At 72.1% G+C, this 20,541-nt stretch carries 2 protein-coding genes (1 of these 2 running past the window's edge); both read right to left on the bottom strand.

Features of this window, described 5'->3' with window-relative positions; all coding sequences use genetic code 11:
* A protein-coding gene (locus NRB56_RS29585) for a non-ribosomal peptide synthase/polyketide synthase (RefSeq protein WP_153347568.1) crosses the window boundary here: on the bottom strand, positions 1 to 2,467 show its 5' end (the start). Its footprint begins 22,370 nt before the window's first position; the window shows 2,467 of its 24,837 coding nt (coding positions 1–2,467); it begins with the start codon at positions 2,465 to 2,467; its stop codon lies off the left edge, out of view.
* A complete protein-coding gene (locus NRB56_RS29580) occupies positions 2,467 to 20,541 on the bottom strand; it encodes a non-ribosomal peptide synthase/polyketide synthase (RefSeq protein WP_227838452.1) in 18,075 nt (6,024 codons plus the stop codon). The genes NRB56_RS29585 and NRB56_RS29580 overlap by 1 nt, the downstream gene beginning before the upstream one ends.

Raw genomic sequence — 20,541 nt, 5'->3', positions numbered from 1 at the left:
GGACGGCCACCGGGAGGTCGTCCACGGCCACCGGGATCGGATCACCGTGCACGGCGCGGACGGGCGCGATCCGCTGATGAGCGCCCTCGGCATCCTGCGGATAGCTCGTCCGCAGCACCTCGTGCCGGTCGAGCACGGCCGTGACGGCGGCGGACAGCGCGGCGACGTCGAGCGCGCCGCGCAGGCGCAGCGCCACCGGGATGTTGTCCACCGCGGCCGGATCGAACGCTCCGGTGCCGTCGAAACCGCTGCGGGCCAATCGGTTCAGGAACCACATTCGGCGCTGCGCCGGCGACAGCGGAATCCGGTCCGGGCGGGCGCCCGGTGCGGCCGGGACCCGGCCGCCGCGACCCGTGAGTGCCGCCAGCGCGGCCGGGGTCGGCCGGTCGAAGAAGTCACGGACGTCGACCGCCGTACCGAGCGCTTCGCCGATCCGGGCGATGGCTCGGGTGGCGATCAGCGAATTGCCGCCGAGGGCGAAGAAATCCGAGTCGGCGCCGACCCGTTCGACGTCGAGCAGGCCGGCGAAGATCTCCGCGACCGCGCGTTCGGCGGCGGTGCCGGGCACCCGGAATTCCGTTTCGGCGTCGCCGAATTCGGGCTCGGGCAGCGCACGGCGGTCCAGCTTCCCGTTGGCGCTCAACGGCATCCGGTCCAGGATCACCAGCCGCGCGGGCACCATGTAGGCGGGCAGCCGTTCGCGCAGTCCGGCGAGGACGGTCGCGGATTCGAGTGCGGCGCCGGCGACCACGTAGCCGATGAGATGGTCTCCGGAGGTCCGGCGGTGCAGGGTCACCGCGGCCTGCCGGATTCCCTCGTGCCGTAGCAGCGCGGCCTCCACCTCGCCGAGTTCGATACGCAGGCCGCGCAGCTTCACCTGAAAGTCAGTGCGGCCCAGGTATTCCAGCTCGCGCGGGCCCCCGTGCGGGGCGGGCAGCCGGCGCGCCAGATCGCCGGTGCGGTACATCCGATCGCCGGGCGCCCCGTCCGGTGCCGCGACGAAGCGTTCTGCGGTGAGCGCCGGCCGGGCGAGATAGCCGCGGGCGAGCTGGACCCCGGCCAGATACAGTTCGCCGACCACGCCGTCGGGCACCGGCCGCAGCGCGTCGTCGAGGACCAGCAGTTCGGTGTCGTCGGCCGCGGCGCCGATCGGGACGCCGGCGTGATCCGCGGCCGTGACCTCGTGCCCCGTCACGTCGACGGCGGCCTCCGTCGGGCCGTACAGGTTGTGCAGGAACGCGCCGCTGAGATCGCGGAAGGCCGCGGCGGTCGCGGCGGGCAGCGCCTCACCGGAGGCGAACACCAGCCGGAGGCTGTCGAGTTCCGCGCCCCCGCCCGAATCGGCCGCGGCCGAGACGAATTCGGCCAGCATCGAGGGCACGAAATGAGCCACGGTGACCCGGTTCCCGGCGATCGCCGACCGCAGGTATCCGGGGTCGCGGTGCCCCTCGGGCTCGGCGATCACCAGGCGGGCACCGACCTGCAACGGCCAGAACAACTCCCAGACCGAGACATCGAACGTGCACGGCGTCTTCTGGAGCACGACATCGGTGTCGCGCAGCGGGTAACGCCGCTGCCGCCAGCGCAGATTGGCGACGATCGAGCGATGCGACACGGCGACGCCCTTCGGGCGGCCCGTCGACCCCGAGGTGAAGATCACGTAGGCCAGGTGGTCCGGGCGGACGACCGGGTACGGGCCGGGTCGCTCCGAACCCGTTGCGTCCGTGCCGATATCGTCCAGGCACAGCACCGGCGCCGCCGGATCGAACGCGGGCCGGTCGGCGGCCGTGGTGAGCACCAACGCCGGAGCGGCCACGTCGAGCATGTATTCCAGGCGCTCGGCCGGGTGGTCGACGTCGAGCGGGACATAGGCGCCACCCGCCTTGTGGACGGCGTAGACGGCGACCAGCAGGTCGATCGAACGCCGGATCGCGATGCCCACCAGCGTATCCGGACCGACGCCGAGTGCCGTGAGATGCCGTGCCGTTCGCTCCGCGCGCCGGTCCAATTCGGCGTAGGTCAGGACCTCACCGCGGAATTCCACGGCCGGCGCCTCGGGCGTCCGGGACACCTGCTCCGAGAACAGGCTGGCGAGGGTCTCGGCCGGGGCCAGATCAGGTGACAGCACGTCCGCGGCGGCGTCGAGAGCATCCTCCAGCAGCGCCGCCAGCGCGGCGGCCAGCGCACCGTGATCCGAATCCAGCAGGCCGGGCAGCCGGTTCGCGACGGCGAGCTGTACGAGCGCGTCCGGGGTCAGCATGCCGCCGGTCGCGTCGGCGAGCGTGGCCACCTCGGTGGCGAGCGTGGCGTAGTCGACCTCGGAGTCGTTGTCCCGCACGGCGATCCGGCCCGGGGCCAGGCCGGCCACCGTGTCGATCAGATCGGGGAGGTCGGCGATGCCGTAGGCGGCGCGCAGGGCCGCCCGGTCGGCGGAACGGGTGAAGGCAACCGATTCGGCGTGGGACATCAGTGGTTTCCTTCCGAGGTGATCAACCCGTGGGCGCGATCGCCCAGGGTCCGCAGGATTTCCGCGAGTCCGGCGGCGCCGACGGCCGCCTGGATGCCGGGCAGCAAGCCGGCGAGCGCGATGTTGATCAGTGCCACGGGCGCGGCGGCGCCACCCATGGCCCGGCCGACGGCCTCGAGTTTGCGGTGCAGCACCGCGAATTCGACATCGTGGCCGCCGTGCGAGACGGCGACGGCGGACGGTGCGATCGCCGCCGCGGCGGCGATCAGATCCGGCAACCCGGCCGCGTCGGGTGCCGGCCCGGCGGACGCACCGGTGCGAGCGGAACCGCCGGCGGCACGCTCCTCGTCGGTGCGGATGTCGACGGCGCGGACCGTGATATCGGGATCGGCCGCCACCGCGGCCAATACGGCGAGCAGCCGCCGGGCATGGCGCTCGATCGTATCCGCGTCGAAAATGTCGGTGGCGTAATCGAATCGCAGATCCAGGCCCGGGTCCGCCGGGTGCTCGGCGACCGTGAGCTGCAGGTCGTACTTGGCCTCCGGCATCGCGGCGTCCAGCACCTCGACCGTCGCGCCGGGCAGTTCGATCACCGCGGGCCGCGCGTGCGCGAAGCTGAACAGCACCTGGAAAACCGGGGTGTGGCTGCTGGTCCGGCTGCGGCCGAGGGCCTCCACCACCCGATCGAAGGGCACATCGGCGCGTCCGAACGCGGCGAGGTCCTCGTCCCGGGTCCGGCGCAGCAGATCCCCGAACCGCTGCCGTGGATCGATATCACTGTGCAGGGCAACGGTATTGACGAACATGCCGATCAGGTCGTCGAGCGCGCGGTCACCGCGGCCGGAGACCGGGACACCGACGACGACGTCGCGGACCCCCGCCAGTTTCGCGAGCAGCACCGCGAAGGCGGTGTGCAGCACCGTGAACGGCGTTGTCGCGAACCGGCCCGCAACCTCGGCCAGCCGTGCGCCGAGTTCGGCGCCGACCGCCGCGGTCACCGTCGCGCCGCGCATATTCCGGCGCGCGGGGCGCGGCCGATCGGTGGGCACGGGCAACAGGTCCGGGACATCCGCGAGGCGGCGGGCCCAGTAGCCGAGCTGATCGGCCGCGAGACTACCCGGATCGGTATCGGCGCCGAGCACCTCGTTCTGCCAGGCGCTGTAATCGGCGTACTGCACCGGGAGTTCCGGCCAGGCGGGCGCGGCGCCGCCGAGGCGGCCGGTGTAGGCGGTGATCAGGTCCGCCGTCAGCGGGCCGAGCGAGAACCCGTCCCCGCTGATGTGGTGCACCACCACGACGAGGACGTGTTCGTCCGCCTCGACCCGCAGCAGTGCGGCCCGGATCGGCGGCGCGGCCGTGACATCGAATCCGGCGGCGGCGAATTCGGCTGTCCGGGCCGATATCTCGTCCCGGCGCACGGAAACCGGGCGCAGTTCGGGCAGGACCCGCTCGGCGGGCAGCACCTCCTGCACCGGTCCGTGCCCGGTGTCCGGGTACCGGGTGCGCAGGGATTCGTGGCGGCGCAGCACATCCCGGATCGCGGTGTCGAGTGCCACGAGGTCGACGGCGCCGGTCAGCCGCAACGCCACCGGCACGTTGTAGGCCGGCGAGCCGGGATCGAGGCGGTTCAGTACCCACATCCGCGCCTGGGCCGGCGACAGCGCGGCCGGTTCGCTCGACTCGCGGCGGCGCAGCGGCGGCCGGTCGACGGCCGGTTCGGCGGATTCGGCCCAGCGGGCCAGCAGTTCCACCGTCGGCGCCTCGAATACGGCGGCGACCGGCAGGTGTACCCGCAGCCGGGCACCGAGCCGGGCCGTGAGCCGGGTGGCCAGCAGCGAGTTGCCGCCGAGCCGGAAGAAGTCGTCGTCGAGCCCAGGTTCGGGGATGCCGAGCAGATCGGTGAAGCCGGCCGCCACCAGGCGTTGCGCCGGGGTCTCCGGGGCGCGGTATTCCGTCTGCGGCCGAGGCGGATCCGGCAATCGGCCGCGATCCACCTTGCCGTTCGCGGTGAGCGGCAACGCGTCCACGACCACGACGGCCGCGGGCAGCAGATATCGCGGCAACTCGCGCGCCAGCTCACGCAGCAGCGTCGTCTCGGTGCGCGCATTCGATTCGGGCACAGCGACATACGCGACGAGCCGGTCGTCCCGCAGCGCCGCCACCGCGGCGGTGACACCGGGCCGGCGCAGCAACGCTGCCTCGACATCACCGAGTTCGATGCGGAATCCGCCGATCTTCACCTGGAAATCCGCCCGGTCCAGGTACTCCAGGGTGCCGTCGGCCCGCCACCGGACGATGTCACCGGAGCGGTACATCCGCTCACCGGCCCGGAACGGGTCGGCGACGAACCGTTGCGCGGTCGTCCCCGCGCGGTCGCGATAGCCGCGGGCGAGCTGATCGCCGGACAGGTACAGCTCGCCGGGCACCCCGATCGGCACCGGCCGCAACCGGCCGTCGAGCACGTGAACCCGGCTGTTCCACACCGGTGCGCCGATCGGCACGGTGTGCTCGTGATCCTGGATCACCTCGTGCGAGGTGATCGACACCGCGGTCTCGGTGGGGCCGTACAGGTTGAACAGTCGGGCGGTGCCGCGGGCCCGGAATTCGGCGGCGGTGGCGGGCGGCAACGCCTCGCCGATGGCGAGGACGGCGCGCAGCGTCGGCGGCAGCGGTTCCGGCGACACCAGCAGCATGTTCACCAGGGACGGCACCGCGTGCAGCAGGGTCACCCCGTGCCGATTCATGTTCTCGCGCAGCAGATCCGGATCCCGCACGGCGGTGGGCGGGGTGACGATCAGGGCGCCGCCGGTGGTGAGCACCGACCAGAGCTCCCACACCGACAGATCGAAGGTCGCGGGCGTCTCCAGCAGTACCCGATCGTCCGAGTTCAGCGTGAATTCGGCCCGCAGCCACTGCAATTGGTTGACGACGGCGGTATGCGGAACCGCCACGCCCTTCGGCGTCCCGGTGGAACCGGAGGTGAAGATCAGGTACGCGGTGTTCGCGGGCCGCAGCGGGGCGAGCCGTTCACCGTCGGATATCGGCGCGGCCGCATATCCGGACAGCTCCAGCCGATCCAGCGGCACGTCCGCGGAGCCCGAATCGGGCACCGCGGCAACGTCTCCGGCGCGCAGTACGCAGACCGGCCGCGCCGCGGCCAGGACGGCGGCGATGCGCTCCGCCGGATGATCGGGATCGATCGGCACGTAGGCGCCGCCGGCCGCGGCGACCGCGTACATCGCCACCACGAGGTCCACCGATCGCCGAATCGCCAGGGCCACTGTGGTTTCCGGGCCGACGCCGAGGGTGATCAGGTGCCGGGCCAGTCGATTGACCCGGGCGTCGAGCTCGGCGTAGCGGAGTTGCCGCGCGGGCTCGCTCACGGCGTCGATCAGGGCCACCGCGTCCGGGTTTCGCCGCGCCCGGTCACCGAACAGGTCGGGCAGGGTCGCCGCGGGGACCGGATGATCGGTGCGGTTCCACTGGTGCAGCAGTTCGGTGTACGCCGGACCGAGCAGGTCGATATCGCCGATCACCGGATCGCCCTCGTCGGCGATCGTCGTCAGCACGCGCAGCAGCTGCTCCCCGATCCGTCGCGCGGTCGCGGCGGTGAACAGATCCTCGGCGTATCCGAGCGCGAGCTCGATGCCGGCCGCCTCGCCGGAGTCGGTGTAGTGGTCGACGGCGAACAGGTGCAGGTCGAATTGCGCGGTGCCCGTGTCCCATTCGAACTCCGACACCGACAACCCGGGTAGCCGCAGCCGCGCCCGTTCGTGATTCTGGAACGACAGGCCCACCTGCACCAGCGGGTGCCGGGCGGTCGACCGCACCGGATTCAGGGCCTCCACCAGCATTTCGAACGGCACGTCGGCGTGCGAGAAGGCCGCCACGTCCGCCGCGCGCACCCGGGTCAGCAGTTCGCCGAACCGTTGTCCGGGACGGACCTCGGCCCGCAGGACGAGGGTGTTGACGAACATTCCGATGACATCGTCGAGTTGGGCGTCGCCGCGGCCCGCGATCGGTGTTCCCACGGCGATGTCGGCGCTGCCCGACAGCCGGGCCAGCAGCGCCGCGTACGCGGCGTGCACGACCATGAACACTGTGGCGCCCGCTGCCCGGCCCACTCGCCGGAGGCGAGCGTGCACGTCGGGAGCGACGGCGAGCGCAACCCGGCTCCCGCGCAGGCTCTGCCGGGCCGGGCGCGGACGGTCCCCGGGCAGATCCCATTGTTCCGGCAGTCCCGCGAGCGCGGCGCGCCAGTGCGCGATCTGCTCGGCCGCCGTCGACTGCGGATCGGTTTCGTCACCCAGCAGCGCCCGTTGCCACACCGCGTAATCGGCGTACTGCACCGGCAGCGGCGGCCACGACGGCGCGCCGCCGTCGAGCCGGGCGCGGTAGGCGGCCATCAGGTCCCGGGCGAACGGTCCCACCGAGGAGCCGTCGGCCGAGATGTGGTGCAACACCGCGACGAGCAGATATTCGCCCGGCGCCGTGCCGAGTTCGTAGAGTCGTACCCGCACCGGCGGTTCGGCGGTCACATCGAAGGGGGTCGCGACGTCCTGCCGGATACGTTGTGCGACCTCCGCTTCCGTGATCCGTTCGGGGCCGCGCAGCAGCGGCGCGCCGACCGCCCGGATCACCTGTGCCGGACCGGAACCGGTGTCCGGGTAGACGGTGCGCAGCGACTCGTGCCGACCGGCGACGTCGTCCACGGCCGCCCGCAACGCCGCCACGTCGAGGGTTCCGGACAGGCGCAGGATCAGCGGAATGTGATAGGCGGCAGCGGCATCGCCCGACGCGGTGGTGGTGTCGAACCGGTTGAGGAACCACATCCGTTGCTGCGCGGGCGACAACGGGATCGAGGCCGGCCGCGCGCCTGCCCGCAGTGCCGGGCGGGCCCGCCCGGACTCGGCCGCGAGCGCCGCCAGATCGGCCACCCGCGGTGACTCGAACAGGCTGCGCACCGGGACGATCACGCCGAGCGCGGCGCCGATGCGCGCGACGGCGCGGGCCGCGGCCAGCGAACCGCCGCCGAGCCGGAAGAAGTCGTCGTCGGCGCCGACCGTTTCCACTCCGAGGATCTCGGCGTAGACGCCGGCCACCACTTCCTCGGCGGGGGTGCCGGGCCGGCGGTGCGCGGCGGTCTCGAACCGTGGCGCCGGGAGCGCGGCGCGGTCCAGTTTTCCGTTGACCGTCAACGGGATTCGCTCGACCACCACGATCGCCACCGGCACCATGTGTTCCGGCAGCCGGGCGGCGGCCGTGCGCCGCAACGCCTCCGGATCCACCGCGCCCGTGGCCACCACGTAGCCCACCAGCCGCTCGTCCTCGACCGCCGGGTCGCGCCGGACGATCACCACGGCCTCGCGCACCCGGTCGTCGGACAGCAGCACGGCCTCGATCTCACCCGGCTCGATCCGGAATCCGCGCAGGTTGACCTGCTGATCCGCCCGGCCGAGATACTCCAGGTTCCCGTCGGCCGTCCAGCGCGCCACATCGCCGGAGCGATACGCGACCGACCCGGCCGGGCCGTACGGATCGGCGACGAACCGGCCCGCGGTGAGCGCCGAGCGGCCGAGATAACCGCGGGCCGCCTGTCCACCGGATACGTAGATCTCGCCCGGCGCTCCGACCGGGACGGGCCGCAGCCGCGAATCCAGCAGGCGCACGGCCAGTCCCGCGAGCGCGCTGCCGATCGCCCCGGCCGGACCGGTCCCGGGATCGAGCACGTGCCGGGTGACATGCACGGTGGTCTCGGTGATCCCGTACATGTTCACCAATTCCGTTGTGCGCCCGTACCGCTCGAACCAACCGGCCAGCCGGGCCGGCTCCAGCGCCTCGCCGCCGAAGATCACCCGGCGCAGCCGGTACGGCGCCGGCGGTTCGGCGAGATCCGCGGCGACGAGCTGATAGAACGCCGACGGTGTCTGGTTCAGCACGGTGACGCGTTCGTCGATCAGCAACTGCCGGAACTGTCGCGGGGATCGGGTCACGAGGTGGTCGACGATCACCACCAGTCCGCCGGTCAACAGCGGTCCCCACAGTTCCCAGACGGAGAAGTCGAAGGCGTACGAATGGAACATCGTCCAGACGTCGTCGGGCCCGAACCCGAAGTGCCCGCGGGTGTTGTCGAGAAGGCGGATCACGTTGCGGTGCGGGATCACCACGCCCTTGGGCGTGCCGGTGGAACCCGAGGTGTAGATGACGTAGGCGGGATGCGCCGGACGCAACGCCCGGCGCCGATCACCGTCGGTGATCGGTCCCGAGTCCAGCCGATCCCAGGCGATCGTGTCGAGATCGATCACCGGGCCGCCGAACCAGCCGCGCGGCAACGCGGTCCCGCCGCTGGACAGCGCGCACACCGGACGCGCGTCGGCCAGCAGCCATTCGATGCGATCGGCCGGATACGCGGGGTCGACCGGAAGATAGGCGGCGCCGCTCTTGAGCACCGCGAGCAGCGCGGCGACCAGTTCCGCGGAGCGCGGCAACGCCACCGCCACCAGCGATTCCGGTTGCACCCCGGTGGCGATCAGCCTTCGGGCCAGCCGGTTGGACCAGGCATCCAGCTCCGCGTAGGTCAGTGAGGTCTCGCCGTCGCGGACCGCCACCGCATCCGGATCGAGAGCCGCAGCGGCCGCGAATCGTGTTGCGATCGTGGTGATCTCGGCGTGGTCCGCGTCGGTGATCGGCCACTCGTAGAGCGCGCGGCGCTGTTCCTCCGCGCTCAGCAACTGGATGTCGCCGACCACCACGGTCCGGTCGGCGGCGACGGCCGCCAGTACCTGTTCGAAGCGCCGGGCCAGGACGGCCACCGTCGGGGCGTCGAAAAGGTCTGCGGCATAGGTGATCTCGATGTCGAGCCCGCCGGCGCGGCCGTCCGAGCCGAACTGCTCGACCACCGTGAACTGCAGGTCGAACTTGGCCGCCGGCGCGTCCAGCGGTACCGGGCGGATATCCAGACCGGCCGCGTCGAACGCCGGGACGGTGAAGTTCTGGAAGGTCAGTGCCACCTGGAACAGCGGATGGCGGTGCGCGACCCGGGCCGGGGCGAGCAGCTCCACCAGCTGGTCGAACGGCGCGTCCGCGTGTGACAGCGCCGCGAGATCGTCGGCGCGTACCGCGTCCAGCACGGTCTCGAAGCGGCTGCGGACGTCGACCTCGGTGCGCAGCACCAGCGTGTTGACCACCATGCCGACCAGCTCGTCCAGGGCGGCGTCACCCCGGCCGGCGACCGGTGTGCCGATCGCGATGTCGCCGGTTCCGGACAGCCGGGCCAGCAGCACCGCCAGCGCCGCGTGCAGCGTGCTGAACAGGGTGGTCTCGTGCTTGCGCGCGAGTTCGCCCAGCTCGCTGTGCAGATCGGAATCGATGCCGAGGCGGTGGGTGCCGCCCCGGTGCGAAGGTGTCTGCGGGCGTGGGCGATCCGCCGGAAGGTCCAGTTGCTCGGGCAGGCCCGTCAGCCGGTCCCGCCAGTAGTCCAGCTGCCGGTGCAGTTCGGAGCCGGGATCGTCGGCGGCGCCCAGGGTGTCGCGCAGCCACAGGGTGTAGTCGGCGTACTGCGCGGGCAGCGGCGACCAGGCCGGCGCGTGCCCGGCCCGGCGGGCGGTGTAGGCGACGACCAGATCGCGCGCCAGCGGACCGAGCGAGAAACCGTCGGCGGCAATGTGATGCACGGTGATCGCGAGCACATGATCGTCCTCGGCGAGCCGGAACAGGATCGCGCGCAACGGTATTCCGGCGGACAGATCGAAGGCCGCCGTTGCGTGCGCGGCGAGCCGGTCCGCCAGTGCCGCCGAATCCACCTGCTCGACCGGCAGCGCGACGGGAACGCCGGTGAGCACGAGCTGCTCGGGACCCTCCGGACCGTCGGGATAGGTCGTGCGCAGCGACTCGTGCCGGGTGATCACATCGGTGAGGGCGGCGGTGAGCGCGTCCGTGTCGAGGGCACCACGCAGGCGCAGGGCCAGCGGAATGTTGTCCGCCGCCGCGGCCGGGCCCGGTTCCGTACCGGCCCGGTAGCGGTCCAGGAACCACATGCGCTGCTGGCCCGGCGACAACGGCACGCGAGGCGGCCGGGGGCGTGCGGTCAACGGCGGCCGGACGCCCGCCTCGGGGTGCTCCCGCAGCCGGGCGGCCAGCGCCGCGACGGTCGGAGCCTCGAACAGCATCCGCACCGGGACATGGGTGCGCAGCGCCGCACCGAGCCGGGCCGCCGCCCGGGTGGCGACCAGCGAGTTGCCACCGAGGCCGAAGAAGTCGTCGTCGCGGCCGATTCCGCTGCGCCCGTGCGGGATCGCGCCCAGCACCTCGGCGAACACGGCGGCCACGAGGCGCTGCTCCGCGGTCTCCGGCGCCCGGAACACCCGCTCCTCGATCGCGGGCGCGGGCAGTGCCGCACGATCCAGCTTGCCGGAGGCGTTGACCGGCAGGGCGTCGAGTACGACGAACGTCTCCGGGACCATGTACGACGGCAACCGCTGGGCGACAACGCTTCGCACCGCATCGAGATCGACCGCGGCACCGGCGGCCGGTACCAGATACGCGACCAGCCGGTCACCGGTGTGCTCCTCGGTGCGTACCGCGGCCACCGCGCGGGCCACCCCGGCGGCGCTCGTCACGGCCGCCTCCACCTCGGCGAGTTCGATCCGCAGTCCGCGCAGTTTGACCTGGAAATCGTTGCGGCCCAGATATTCCAGTTCGCCGTCGGCGGTCCACCGGGCCAGGTCGCCGGTGCGGTACATCCGGGTGCCCGCCCGGCCGTCCGGCGCGTACGGATCGGCCACGAACCGGTCGGCGGTCAGGTCCGCGCGGTTCACGTAGCCCCGAGCCAATTGCGCACCGGCGAGATACAACTCGCCGGTGACCCCCGGTGGCACCGGACGCAGCCGATCGTCCAGCACATAGCCGCGACTGTTGAGGACCGGGCGGCCGATCGGGACGAGATCCGGATCGGCATCGGTCACCTCGTGCCCGGTGATGTCGACGGCCGCCTCCGTCGGGCCGTACAGATTGTGCACCGCCGCACCGGTCGCCGCCCGAAGCCGTTGCGCCGGTGCGGCGGACAGCGCCTCACCGGAGGCGAACACCAGGCGCAGCGACGCACAGCGCGCGAGATCGACCGACTCCAGGAAGGCGGTCAGCATGGACGGCACGAAATGCGCCACAGTGACCCCGGATTCGGCGATCAGCATGCTCAACGCGACCGGGTCGCGGTGCGCGTCCGGCGGCGCGACGAGCAGCCGCGCGCCGACCTGCAGGGGCCAGAAGAACTCCCACACCGACACGTCGAACGTCGCGGGGGTCTTCTGCAGGACGACATCGGTTCCGGCGAGCCGATATTCGCGCTGCATCCAGACCAGGCGGTTGACGATCGCGGCATGCGGGACCGCCACGCCCTTGGGCCGGCCGGTCGAGCCGGAGGTGAAGATCACATACGCGGTGTCGGCCGGGCGCAGCGGCCCCCGGCGATCCGCGTCCGTCACGGGCGCACCGGAGTACTCGGACAGATCGAGCAGATCGAGCCGCACCGCGGTGATGTCCGGCAGCTCGCCCTCCGCACCGGCGACCAGCACACACACCGGATTCACGGTGTCGAGGATGTGCCGGATGCGTTCGGCCGGCTGGTCCGGATCCAGCGGCACATAGGCGCCGCCCGCCGCGACCACCGCGTGGATGCCGATCACCAGGTCCAGCGACCGCCGCAGGCACAGCGCGACCGGTGATTCCGGGCCGACGCCGCGATCGATCAGCCAGCGGGCCAGCCGCCGGACCCGGCCGGCGAATACGCCGTAGGACAGGGTGGTCCCCTGGAACGTCACCGCCGGCTGCCAGGGATCGCAGGCCACCCGGGCCTCCAGCAGCGCGGGCAGGGTCGCGCCCGCGTCATCGATGCCCGGCGCAACCGCGGCCAGCGGCCGATCGGTGTCGTTCCAGCGGCGCAGCACCAGTTCGGCTTCCGCGCCGGTCAGGATGTCCAGCGTGCCGATGCGTCGATCCGGTTCGGCGGCAACGGTTTCCAGTAGCCGGCACAGTCGGCGCGCGAAGACGTCCACGGTCGCGGCGTCGAACAGGTCGGTGGCGTACTCGAAGGTCGCGGCCAGGCCGTCGCCCTGTTCGGCCAGGGTGAGTTGCAGGTCGAATTTGGCCGTGCCGGTGTCGATGTCAAGCCAATGACCGGTCAGGCCGGGTAGTCGCAGCGGGGTGCGATCGATGGCCGGCAGATCGAGCATCACCTGGAACAGTGGGTGCCGGGCCGCGGAACGCGGCGGATCCAGTATCTCGACCAGTCGTTCGAAGGGCAGATCGGACCGTTCGAACGCACGCAGATCGCGGTCGCGGACGGCGGCGAGCTGGTCGGCGAAGGTGCGCTCCGGGGCGATCTCGGTGCGCAGCACCACGGTGTTGACGAACATCCCGATCATGTCATCGAGCAGCGGGTTCCCACGACCGGAAACTGGTGTGCCGAGGGCGATGTCGCGCTGCCCGGACAGCTTCGCCAGCAGGACGGCGAAGGCCGTGTGCACCACCATGAACAGCGTCGCCCGGGACTCCCGCGCCAGCGAACGCAGCCCCCGGACCTGTTCGGGGTCGAGTGCGAAGTGCCGCCGGGCACCGTGTCCCGAGGCCGTCGCCGGTCGCGGACGGTCCAGCGGCAGTGGCAGCAGATCCGGCAGCCCGTCGAGTTCGGCGGTCCAGAAGGCGATCTCCCGGCCGATCCGGGAATCCGGATCGTCCTCGGCGCCGAGCAGTTCCCGCTGCCACAGCGTGTAGTCGGCGTACTGCACCGGCAGCGGATCCGGCGCCACGACCTCGCCCTCGACCCGTCGCCCGTACGCCCGCAACAGATCCCGGACCAGCGGTGCGATCGACCAGCCGTCAGCGGCCAGGTGATGCAGCGCCACGGCCAGCACATTCCGATCGGCGCCGGAAAACCCCTCGGCGGCAACGGCTTCCGTCTCGACCCGCCACAGCGCGAACCGCAGCGGTACAGCGGCGGTGACATCGAAGCCGGGACAGGCGAATTTCGCTACGGCAGCGTCGATTTCGCTCTCCCGGACGGACCCGGTCCGGAATTCGACCTCGGCCTCGGGCAGCACCTGCTGGTGACCCACGCCGTCGCGGGCCGGATAGATCGTCCGCAGCGACTCGTGCCGGACGACCAGATCGGCGACGGCGCCCCGCAACGCGGCCTCGTCCAGCCGTCCGTCCAGCCGGATCGCGGCCACCAGCGAGTTGACCGCCGATCCGGCGTCGAACTGCTCCAGGAACCACATCCGCTGCTGCGCATAGGACAACGGCACGAACTCCGGCCGCGGTCCGGCCGCGAGCAGCGGCCGGGCCGATGCCGGCCCGGCTTCGAGGCGCGCCGCCAGGGCCGCCACGGTCGGCTGCTCGAACAGCGCGCGCAACGGCACATCGGTGCCGGACCAGGCCGACAGCCGAGCCGAAATCCTGGTCGCCACCAGCGAATTGCCGCCGAGGGCGAAGAAGTCGTCGTCGGCCCCGACCCGCGCCACCCCGAGGACCTGCTCGAAGACGGCCGCCACCGCGCGCTCGGCCGGGGTAACCGGCGGCCGGTGGGCGGCGGCCGCCACCACGGGATCCGGCAGCGCGGCGCGGTCGAGTTTGCCCGAGGCGGACAGTGGCATCGCGTCCAGCCGGATGTACACGGCGGGCACCATGTACGACGGCAGCTGGGCGCGCAATTGTTGCGGCAGAGCGGTTTCCGGCTCCGCAAGAGCGGTGACGAGATAAGCGACGAGCAGCTCGCCGGTGTCGTGGCGATGCAGCCGCACCGCCGCCGCGCGCACCCCCGGCTGTGCCGCGAGCGCCGACTCGATCTCGCCGAGCTCGACCCGCTGGCCACGCAGTTTGACCTGGAAATCGCTGCGGCCCAGATACTCCAGCACCCCGTCGCGACGACGCCGGACCAGGTCACCGGTCCGGTACAGGCGCGCGCCGGCCGTGCCGAACGGATCGGCCACGAATCGCTCCGCGGTCAGGCCCGCTCGCCCGTGATATCCACGGGCCAGCTGGATTCCGGACAGATACAACTCCCCCGCGACCAGATCCGGCACCACGCGCAATCGCGAATCGAGCACGTGGACGGCGCCCCCGCGCACCGGCCGCCCGATCGGCACCGGACCGGCGGCCGCCACCACCGGCGCATGCGTCGCGTGCACAGTGAATTCGGTGGGCCCGTACAGATTGTGCAGCTCGGCGCCGGACACTCGCGCGAACGCGGCCGCCACCTCACCGGACAACGCCTCGCCGGCGACGAGAACCGCACGCAGCGAGGCGATCTCGGCACCGGTCGCGCCCTCGGCGAACATCGCCAACTGTGACGGTACGAACGAGGTCAGCGTCACCCGATGAGCCGCGACGAGTTCGGCCAGCTGCCGGACATCTCGATGCGCCTCGTGCGGCGCGACAACCAACCGGCCGCCACCGCACAACGGCGCGAACAACTCCCACACCGACACGTCGAAGGTCGCCGGTGTGCGGAACAGCACCACATCCGCGGGCCCGATGCCGTATTCGGCGGAGATCCAGGAGATCTGGTTCGCCACCGCGGCATGCGTCACCGTCACCCCCTTCGGCCGGCCCGTGGATCCCGAGGTGAAGATCACATACGCCGGATGTTCGGGCCGCAGTCGGGCGAGCCGTTCCTCGTCCGTGACCGCCGTCGCCGTGCGCCGCCGGGCTGCCGGGCCGTCCACCGCAAGCACCGGCACGTCCCAACCGGCCACGTCGTCCTGGTCCGGTGCCGTCGCCGGACCGTCCGACCCGACCAGCACACACACCGGCCGCGCGGTGTCCACCACGTAGCGATTGCGCTCGGCCGGATGCTCCGGATCCAGCGGCACATACGCACCGCCCGCGGCGAGCACAGCGTAGACGCCGACGACCAGATCCAGCGAACGCCGAATATGCAGCGCCACCGTCTTTTCCGGGCCGACGCCCAGCGAGATGAGCTCGCGTGCCAGTCGATTCACCCGCGCCGAGAATTCCGCGTACGACAGCTCCACGCCCTCGTACACGACCGCGATCGTCTCCGGCGCCCGAGCCGCCTGTGCCGTGAAAGCCGCGACGACACTGGGCCGTTGGGGCCGGACCTCGGCTCGGACCGGCGACGGTGGCTCGCCTGCCGATGTCCGGCCCGGCGCCACGGCGGCAATCCCGCGCCCGTTGCCCGGCGTGCCGGTCGCATCCGAGTCCGCGTCGGCTGTGCCCGCACCGCTCGTGGCCGGGGTGGATCCGATCACCACCGAATCGGCTACCGCGTTCCCCGGCGCGGCGATGTTCACGGCGGCATCCACCGCTTCCACCACGGTCGTAACCAGGCCACTCGTGTTCTCGGCCGGCGCCGACGCGATTGCGATCGCAGCAACCTTCGGACCCGCACCGAGGTCGGCGCGCAGGTCGGCCGTCGCTGTGGCGGCTGTCGTGCCCGTCCCGGCGGCGGCCGCCGTGGTCGCGGTAGCCACGGCAGTCGTCCCCACGATGACTGGGGTAACTGCGGTGGCCGTCGTGGCCGTCGCGAGGATGCGGGCCAGCTCGGCGCTGTCCAGCAACGGCAGGTCGGCGATCGGGGTCGTGTCGTCGGTGACGGCGGCGCGCAGCAGGCGGACGAACCAGCCCGCGTAGCCGGCAATGGTGGCGGGGTCGAAAAGGTCTGTGGCGTAGGTGAATTCGGTGCGGATCCCCGCCGGTGCCGGACCTTCCCCGGGAGCGGCACCGGCGAAGCGCTCGGCGACCGTGAGTTGCAGGTCGAACTTGGTCGTCCCGGTGTCCAGGGTACTCGTGCGCACCGACACGTCGGGCAGGTCCAGCGGGTCCGGTTCCGGCCCGGCCGCCGACAGCAACACCTGGAACAGCGGATGCCGGGCCTGGGAACGTATCGGGTTCAGCGCCTCGACCAGCTGCTCGAACGGCAAATCGGCATGGGCGAAGGCGGCCAGATCCGTGGTGCGCGCGCGTTCCAGCAGCGCGGCGAACGGCTGCGCCGCGTCCACGGGGGTACGCAGCACCAGCGTGTTGACGAACATGCCGATCAGATCGTCGAGCGCGCGGTCCCCGCGACCGGCGACCGGTGTGCCGATCACGATGTCGTCGCCGCCGGACACCCGGGCCAGCAGCGCGGCCAGCGCGGCGTGCAGCACCATGAACACGGACACCGACCGGGTCCGCGCGTAGGCCGTGACGGCCGCGTGCAGGTCGGCCGGGATCTCGTGTTCCAGCACACCACCGCGTCCGCTCGCCACCGCGCGCCGGAGACGGTCCGCGGGCAGGTCGAGCTGGTCCGGGGCGCCGCCGAGTGTCTCGGTCCAGTAGCGCAGTTGCCGGGCCGCGAGGGAATCCGCGTCGTCCGGCGAACCGAGCCGATCCCGGTGCCACACCGCGTAATCCGCGTATTGCAGGGGCAGGGGCGACCATTCGGGCTCGGCGCCGGTCCGGCGCGCCCGGTAGGCCCGGCTCACATCCCGCGCGAGCACCGGCAGCGACAGCCCGTCGGCGGCGATGTGATGCAGCACGACCGCCAGCACCACCTCGGCGCCGGTATCGAACACCCGGGCCCGCAGCGGCTGCTCGTGCTCCAGATCGAAATCGGCCGTGGCGAATTCGGTCAGTTCGGCCGGCAGCGCGGTCGGCTCCATCCGGACCGCCTCGACCGGGGCGGCGGGCCGCGGCTGCTGGCGGGCGATACCGTCGGTGTCACAGGGGAATACGGTCCGCAGCACCTCGTGCCGCCACGCGACGTCCGTGACGGCCGCGCACAGCCCGGGTACCGACACCGCTCCGGTCAGGCGCACCACGAACGGCAGGTGGTAGGCAGCGCCGCGCTCGAGCCGGTTCAGGAACCAGATCCGTTGCTGCGCCGGCGACAACGGCACCAGCGCCGGACGCGGCCGGAGCACCAACCCGGTGTCCGCCGCCGCATCGGCCCGATCCCGCTCGATCAGATCCGCCAACTGCGCCACGGTGCCGGCGTCGAACAGGTCGCGCACGGTCAGGCGGCAACCCAGTTCCGCGTTCAGGTGCGCCGAAACCTGCGTCGCCACCAGCGAATTGCCACCGAGCGCCAGGAATTCGTCGTCCAGGCCCACCGGTTCGCGGCCGAGCACCTCGGCGAACACCCCGGCGACGGCCCGCTGGGCCGCCGTCTCGGGCGCGCGGTGGTCGCCGCCGCGCCGGGTAGGCGCGGGCAGCGCGGAGCGATCCAGCTTCCCGGACCCGTTGACCGGCAGGGCTTCCAGCACCTCGACGGCGGTGGGCACCATGTAGCCGGGCAACTCGCGAGCCGCGGCCGCCCGCAGTCGCGCGACATCGACTGCGCCGGGACCGGTTTCGACGACGTAGGCCACCAGCTGTTCGATGGCGGCCTCGGCGCGGACGACGACCACGGCCCGCGCCACCCCGGGGACCGCGCCGAGCACGGCCTCGATCTCGCCCAGTTCGATCCGCAGTCCGCGCAGCTTCACCTGGAAGTCGGTGCGCCCCAGATATTCCAGCTCACCGTGCGGGGTCCAGCGGACCAGATCGCCGGTGCGGTACAGCCGGGCCCCTCGCGCCCCGAACGGATCCGCGACGAACCGTTCGGCGGTCAGGTCGGGCCGGGCGATGTATCCCCGGGCGAGCTGTACCCCCGACAGATACAGCTCGCCCGGAGCGCCCACGGGCACCGGCCGAAGCCGGGAATCCAGCACGTAGAGCCGGGTGTTGAACACCGGAGCCCCGATCGGGACGCCGGCGCGGTCCGCCGCCGTCACCTCGTGGGCGGTGACGTCCACGGCGGCCTCGGTGGGACCGTACAGATTGTGCAGGGTCGCGCGGCTCGACGCGAGCAGACGCTGCGCCAGCGGCGCGGTCAATGCCTCCCCGGAGGCGAAAACGAGACGTACCGAGTCCGGCACCGCCTCGGCCGCGGGCACCCCGGACAGGAATGCCGCCAGCATCGACGGCACGAAATGCACGACGGTGACGCCGAATCGGGCGACGGTCGCGCGCAGCACGCCGGGCTCCCGATGCCCGTCCGGCTGGGCGAGGACCAGCGTGGCGCCGATCTGCAAGGGCCAGAACAACTCCCACACCGAGACGTCGAAGGTGGCGGGGGTCTTCTGCAAGACCACGTCCTGCTCGTGCAACCGGTAGGCGGCCTGCATCCAGAGCAGCCGGTTGACCACGGCGGCGTGCGAGATCACCACGCCCTTGGGCCGTCCGGTCGATCCTGAGGTGAAGATCACATAGGCCGGATGGGCCGGGCGCAGCGGCGTGGCTCGTTCGCGGTCCCACACCGGGCCGCCGGGCAGCGCCGAGAGGTCGAGCTCGTCGAGGTACACCGTGTCGCCGGCCGGATCGGCGGGAGCGTCGGCGGTGGTGGTCAGGACGCACGCGGGCCGCGCGGTCGCCAGCACGTACCGGTTGCGTTCGCCCGGGTGGTCCGGGTCCAGCGGCACGTAGGCCGCGCCGGCCGCCAGCACCGCGTACATCGCGATCACCAGCCGCGGCGACCGGCGCAGGTACAGCGCCACCCGGTCCTCGGGGCCGATCCCGCGCGAGATCAGGTGCCGCGCAAGTCTGTTCACCGCTTCGGCCAGTTGCCCGTAGCTCAGTGCCGGGGCGCCGTCGAAGCACAGCGCGACCGCGTCCGGGGTGCGGGCCGCCTGCGCGGCGAACAGCGCGGGCAGCGTCGGCACCGGCCCGCCCGCCGGGAGCAGATCGACGTCGGTGGCGTTCCAGGTCCGGACGCTGACCTCGCGCTCCAGCGCGGTGGCCACCTCGACCGAGGCCAGCGTGCGTCCCGGATCGAGTTCGACCAGCCGCCCCAGGAATCCGACGAATCTGGCGTGGTGCCGGGCGATCTCGTCGGCGCCGTACAGATTCGGATTGGCCTCGAGGTCGATGTGCACGCTGTCGCCGGCGCCGTAGTACACGTTGAGGCTGAGATCCTCGACGGGTCCGGTGGACAGCACGTGATACCGCCCGGCGGCGTCGCCGAGGGCCAGATCGCTTCGGAACAGCATGATGTTGGCGATCGGGCCGAACAGCGCGCGCCGCGCGGTGTGGGTGTCCCGGCCGGTGCCGCGGCGGATGTCCTCGTAGCGATACCGCTGCCGGCGCAGGGCCCCGGCCACTTCGACGCGGGTCGCTTGCAGCAGTTGGGCCCACGTCACGTCGCCGACCACCAGTCGCAGCGGCACGATGTTGGACAGCATGCCCGCGGATCGCCGGGCGACCGCGGTGGTGCGGGCCGTGACCGGCAGGCTGAGCACCACCTCGTCGCGATCGGTCAGCCGGGCGAGATAACCGGCGAAGGCCGCCAGCACCACCACCGCCGCGGTCGAATCGTGCGCGGCGGCAAGGTCGTTGAGATGTTGCACCAGGGCGTCGGGCAGGGCCCGGCCGAACACCAGATTGCCGGCGGCGCGCGGCGCGTTGCGCCCGTTGAGCGTGGTGGCGCCGTCGAGTCCGCGCATCCGTTCGGCCCAGTACTCGCGATCGCGCTCGAAGCGGGTGCTGTCGCGGTAGGCGTGCTCGGCCTCGGCCAGTTCCCGGAGCGCGCCCGGCGCCACCGGTTCCGGCTCGACGCCACGCAGGCGCGCGGTGTACCGCTGCGCCACCCGCATGGTGTTGGTGAGTGCCCCGTATCCGTCGAGAACCAGGTGGTGGGCCCGCAGATACCAGAACCAGCGCCGTTCCCCGACGCGCAGCACCGCGCCCGCGAACAGCCGATCGGTGAGCGGGTTCACCGGTGCGGTGTAGTCGGCCCGCATCCACTCGTGCGCGGCCGCAACGGGATCGCGTCGCGATCGCAGGTCGATCAGCGGAATGTCCACCGGCAGTGCCGGATCCACCACCTGGTGCGGCAGGCCGCCGCTCTCCTCCAGGCGCACCACCGTGGATTCGTACTCGCGGGCGGAGTCGATCGAAACCTCTTGCAACACAGCAGGATCGAGGTCGCCGTCGACATCCACGTACTGCGCGATGTTGACCGGCACGTCCGGGTCGAGCAGCTGGGCGTACCACACCCCGAGCTGCGCCGGCGCCAGCGGGAACGGAACGGACTCCGGCAT

Source organism: Nocardia aurantia (assembly GCF_009604425.1).
In the GTDB taxonomy this organism is placed as follows: Bacteria; Actinomycetota; Actinomycetes; order Mycobacteriales; family Mycobacteriaceae; genus Nocardia; species Nocardia aurantia.
Note: the sequence above shows the minus strand (reverse complement) of the source record. Positions and strands in the feature narration are given on the sequence as shown.

Bases quoted from the DNA above. Each gene is read 5' to 3' on its own strand.
- NRB56_RS29580 (WP_227838452.1), bottom strand. From the start codon at position 20,541: ATGCCGGAGTCCGTTCCGTTCCCGCTGGCGCCGGCGCAGCTCGGGGTG.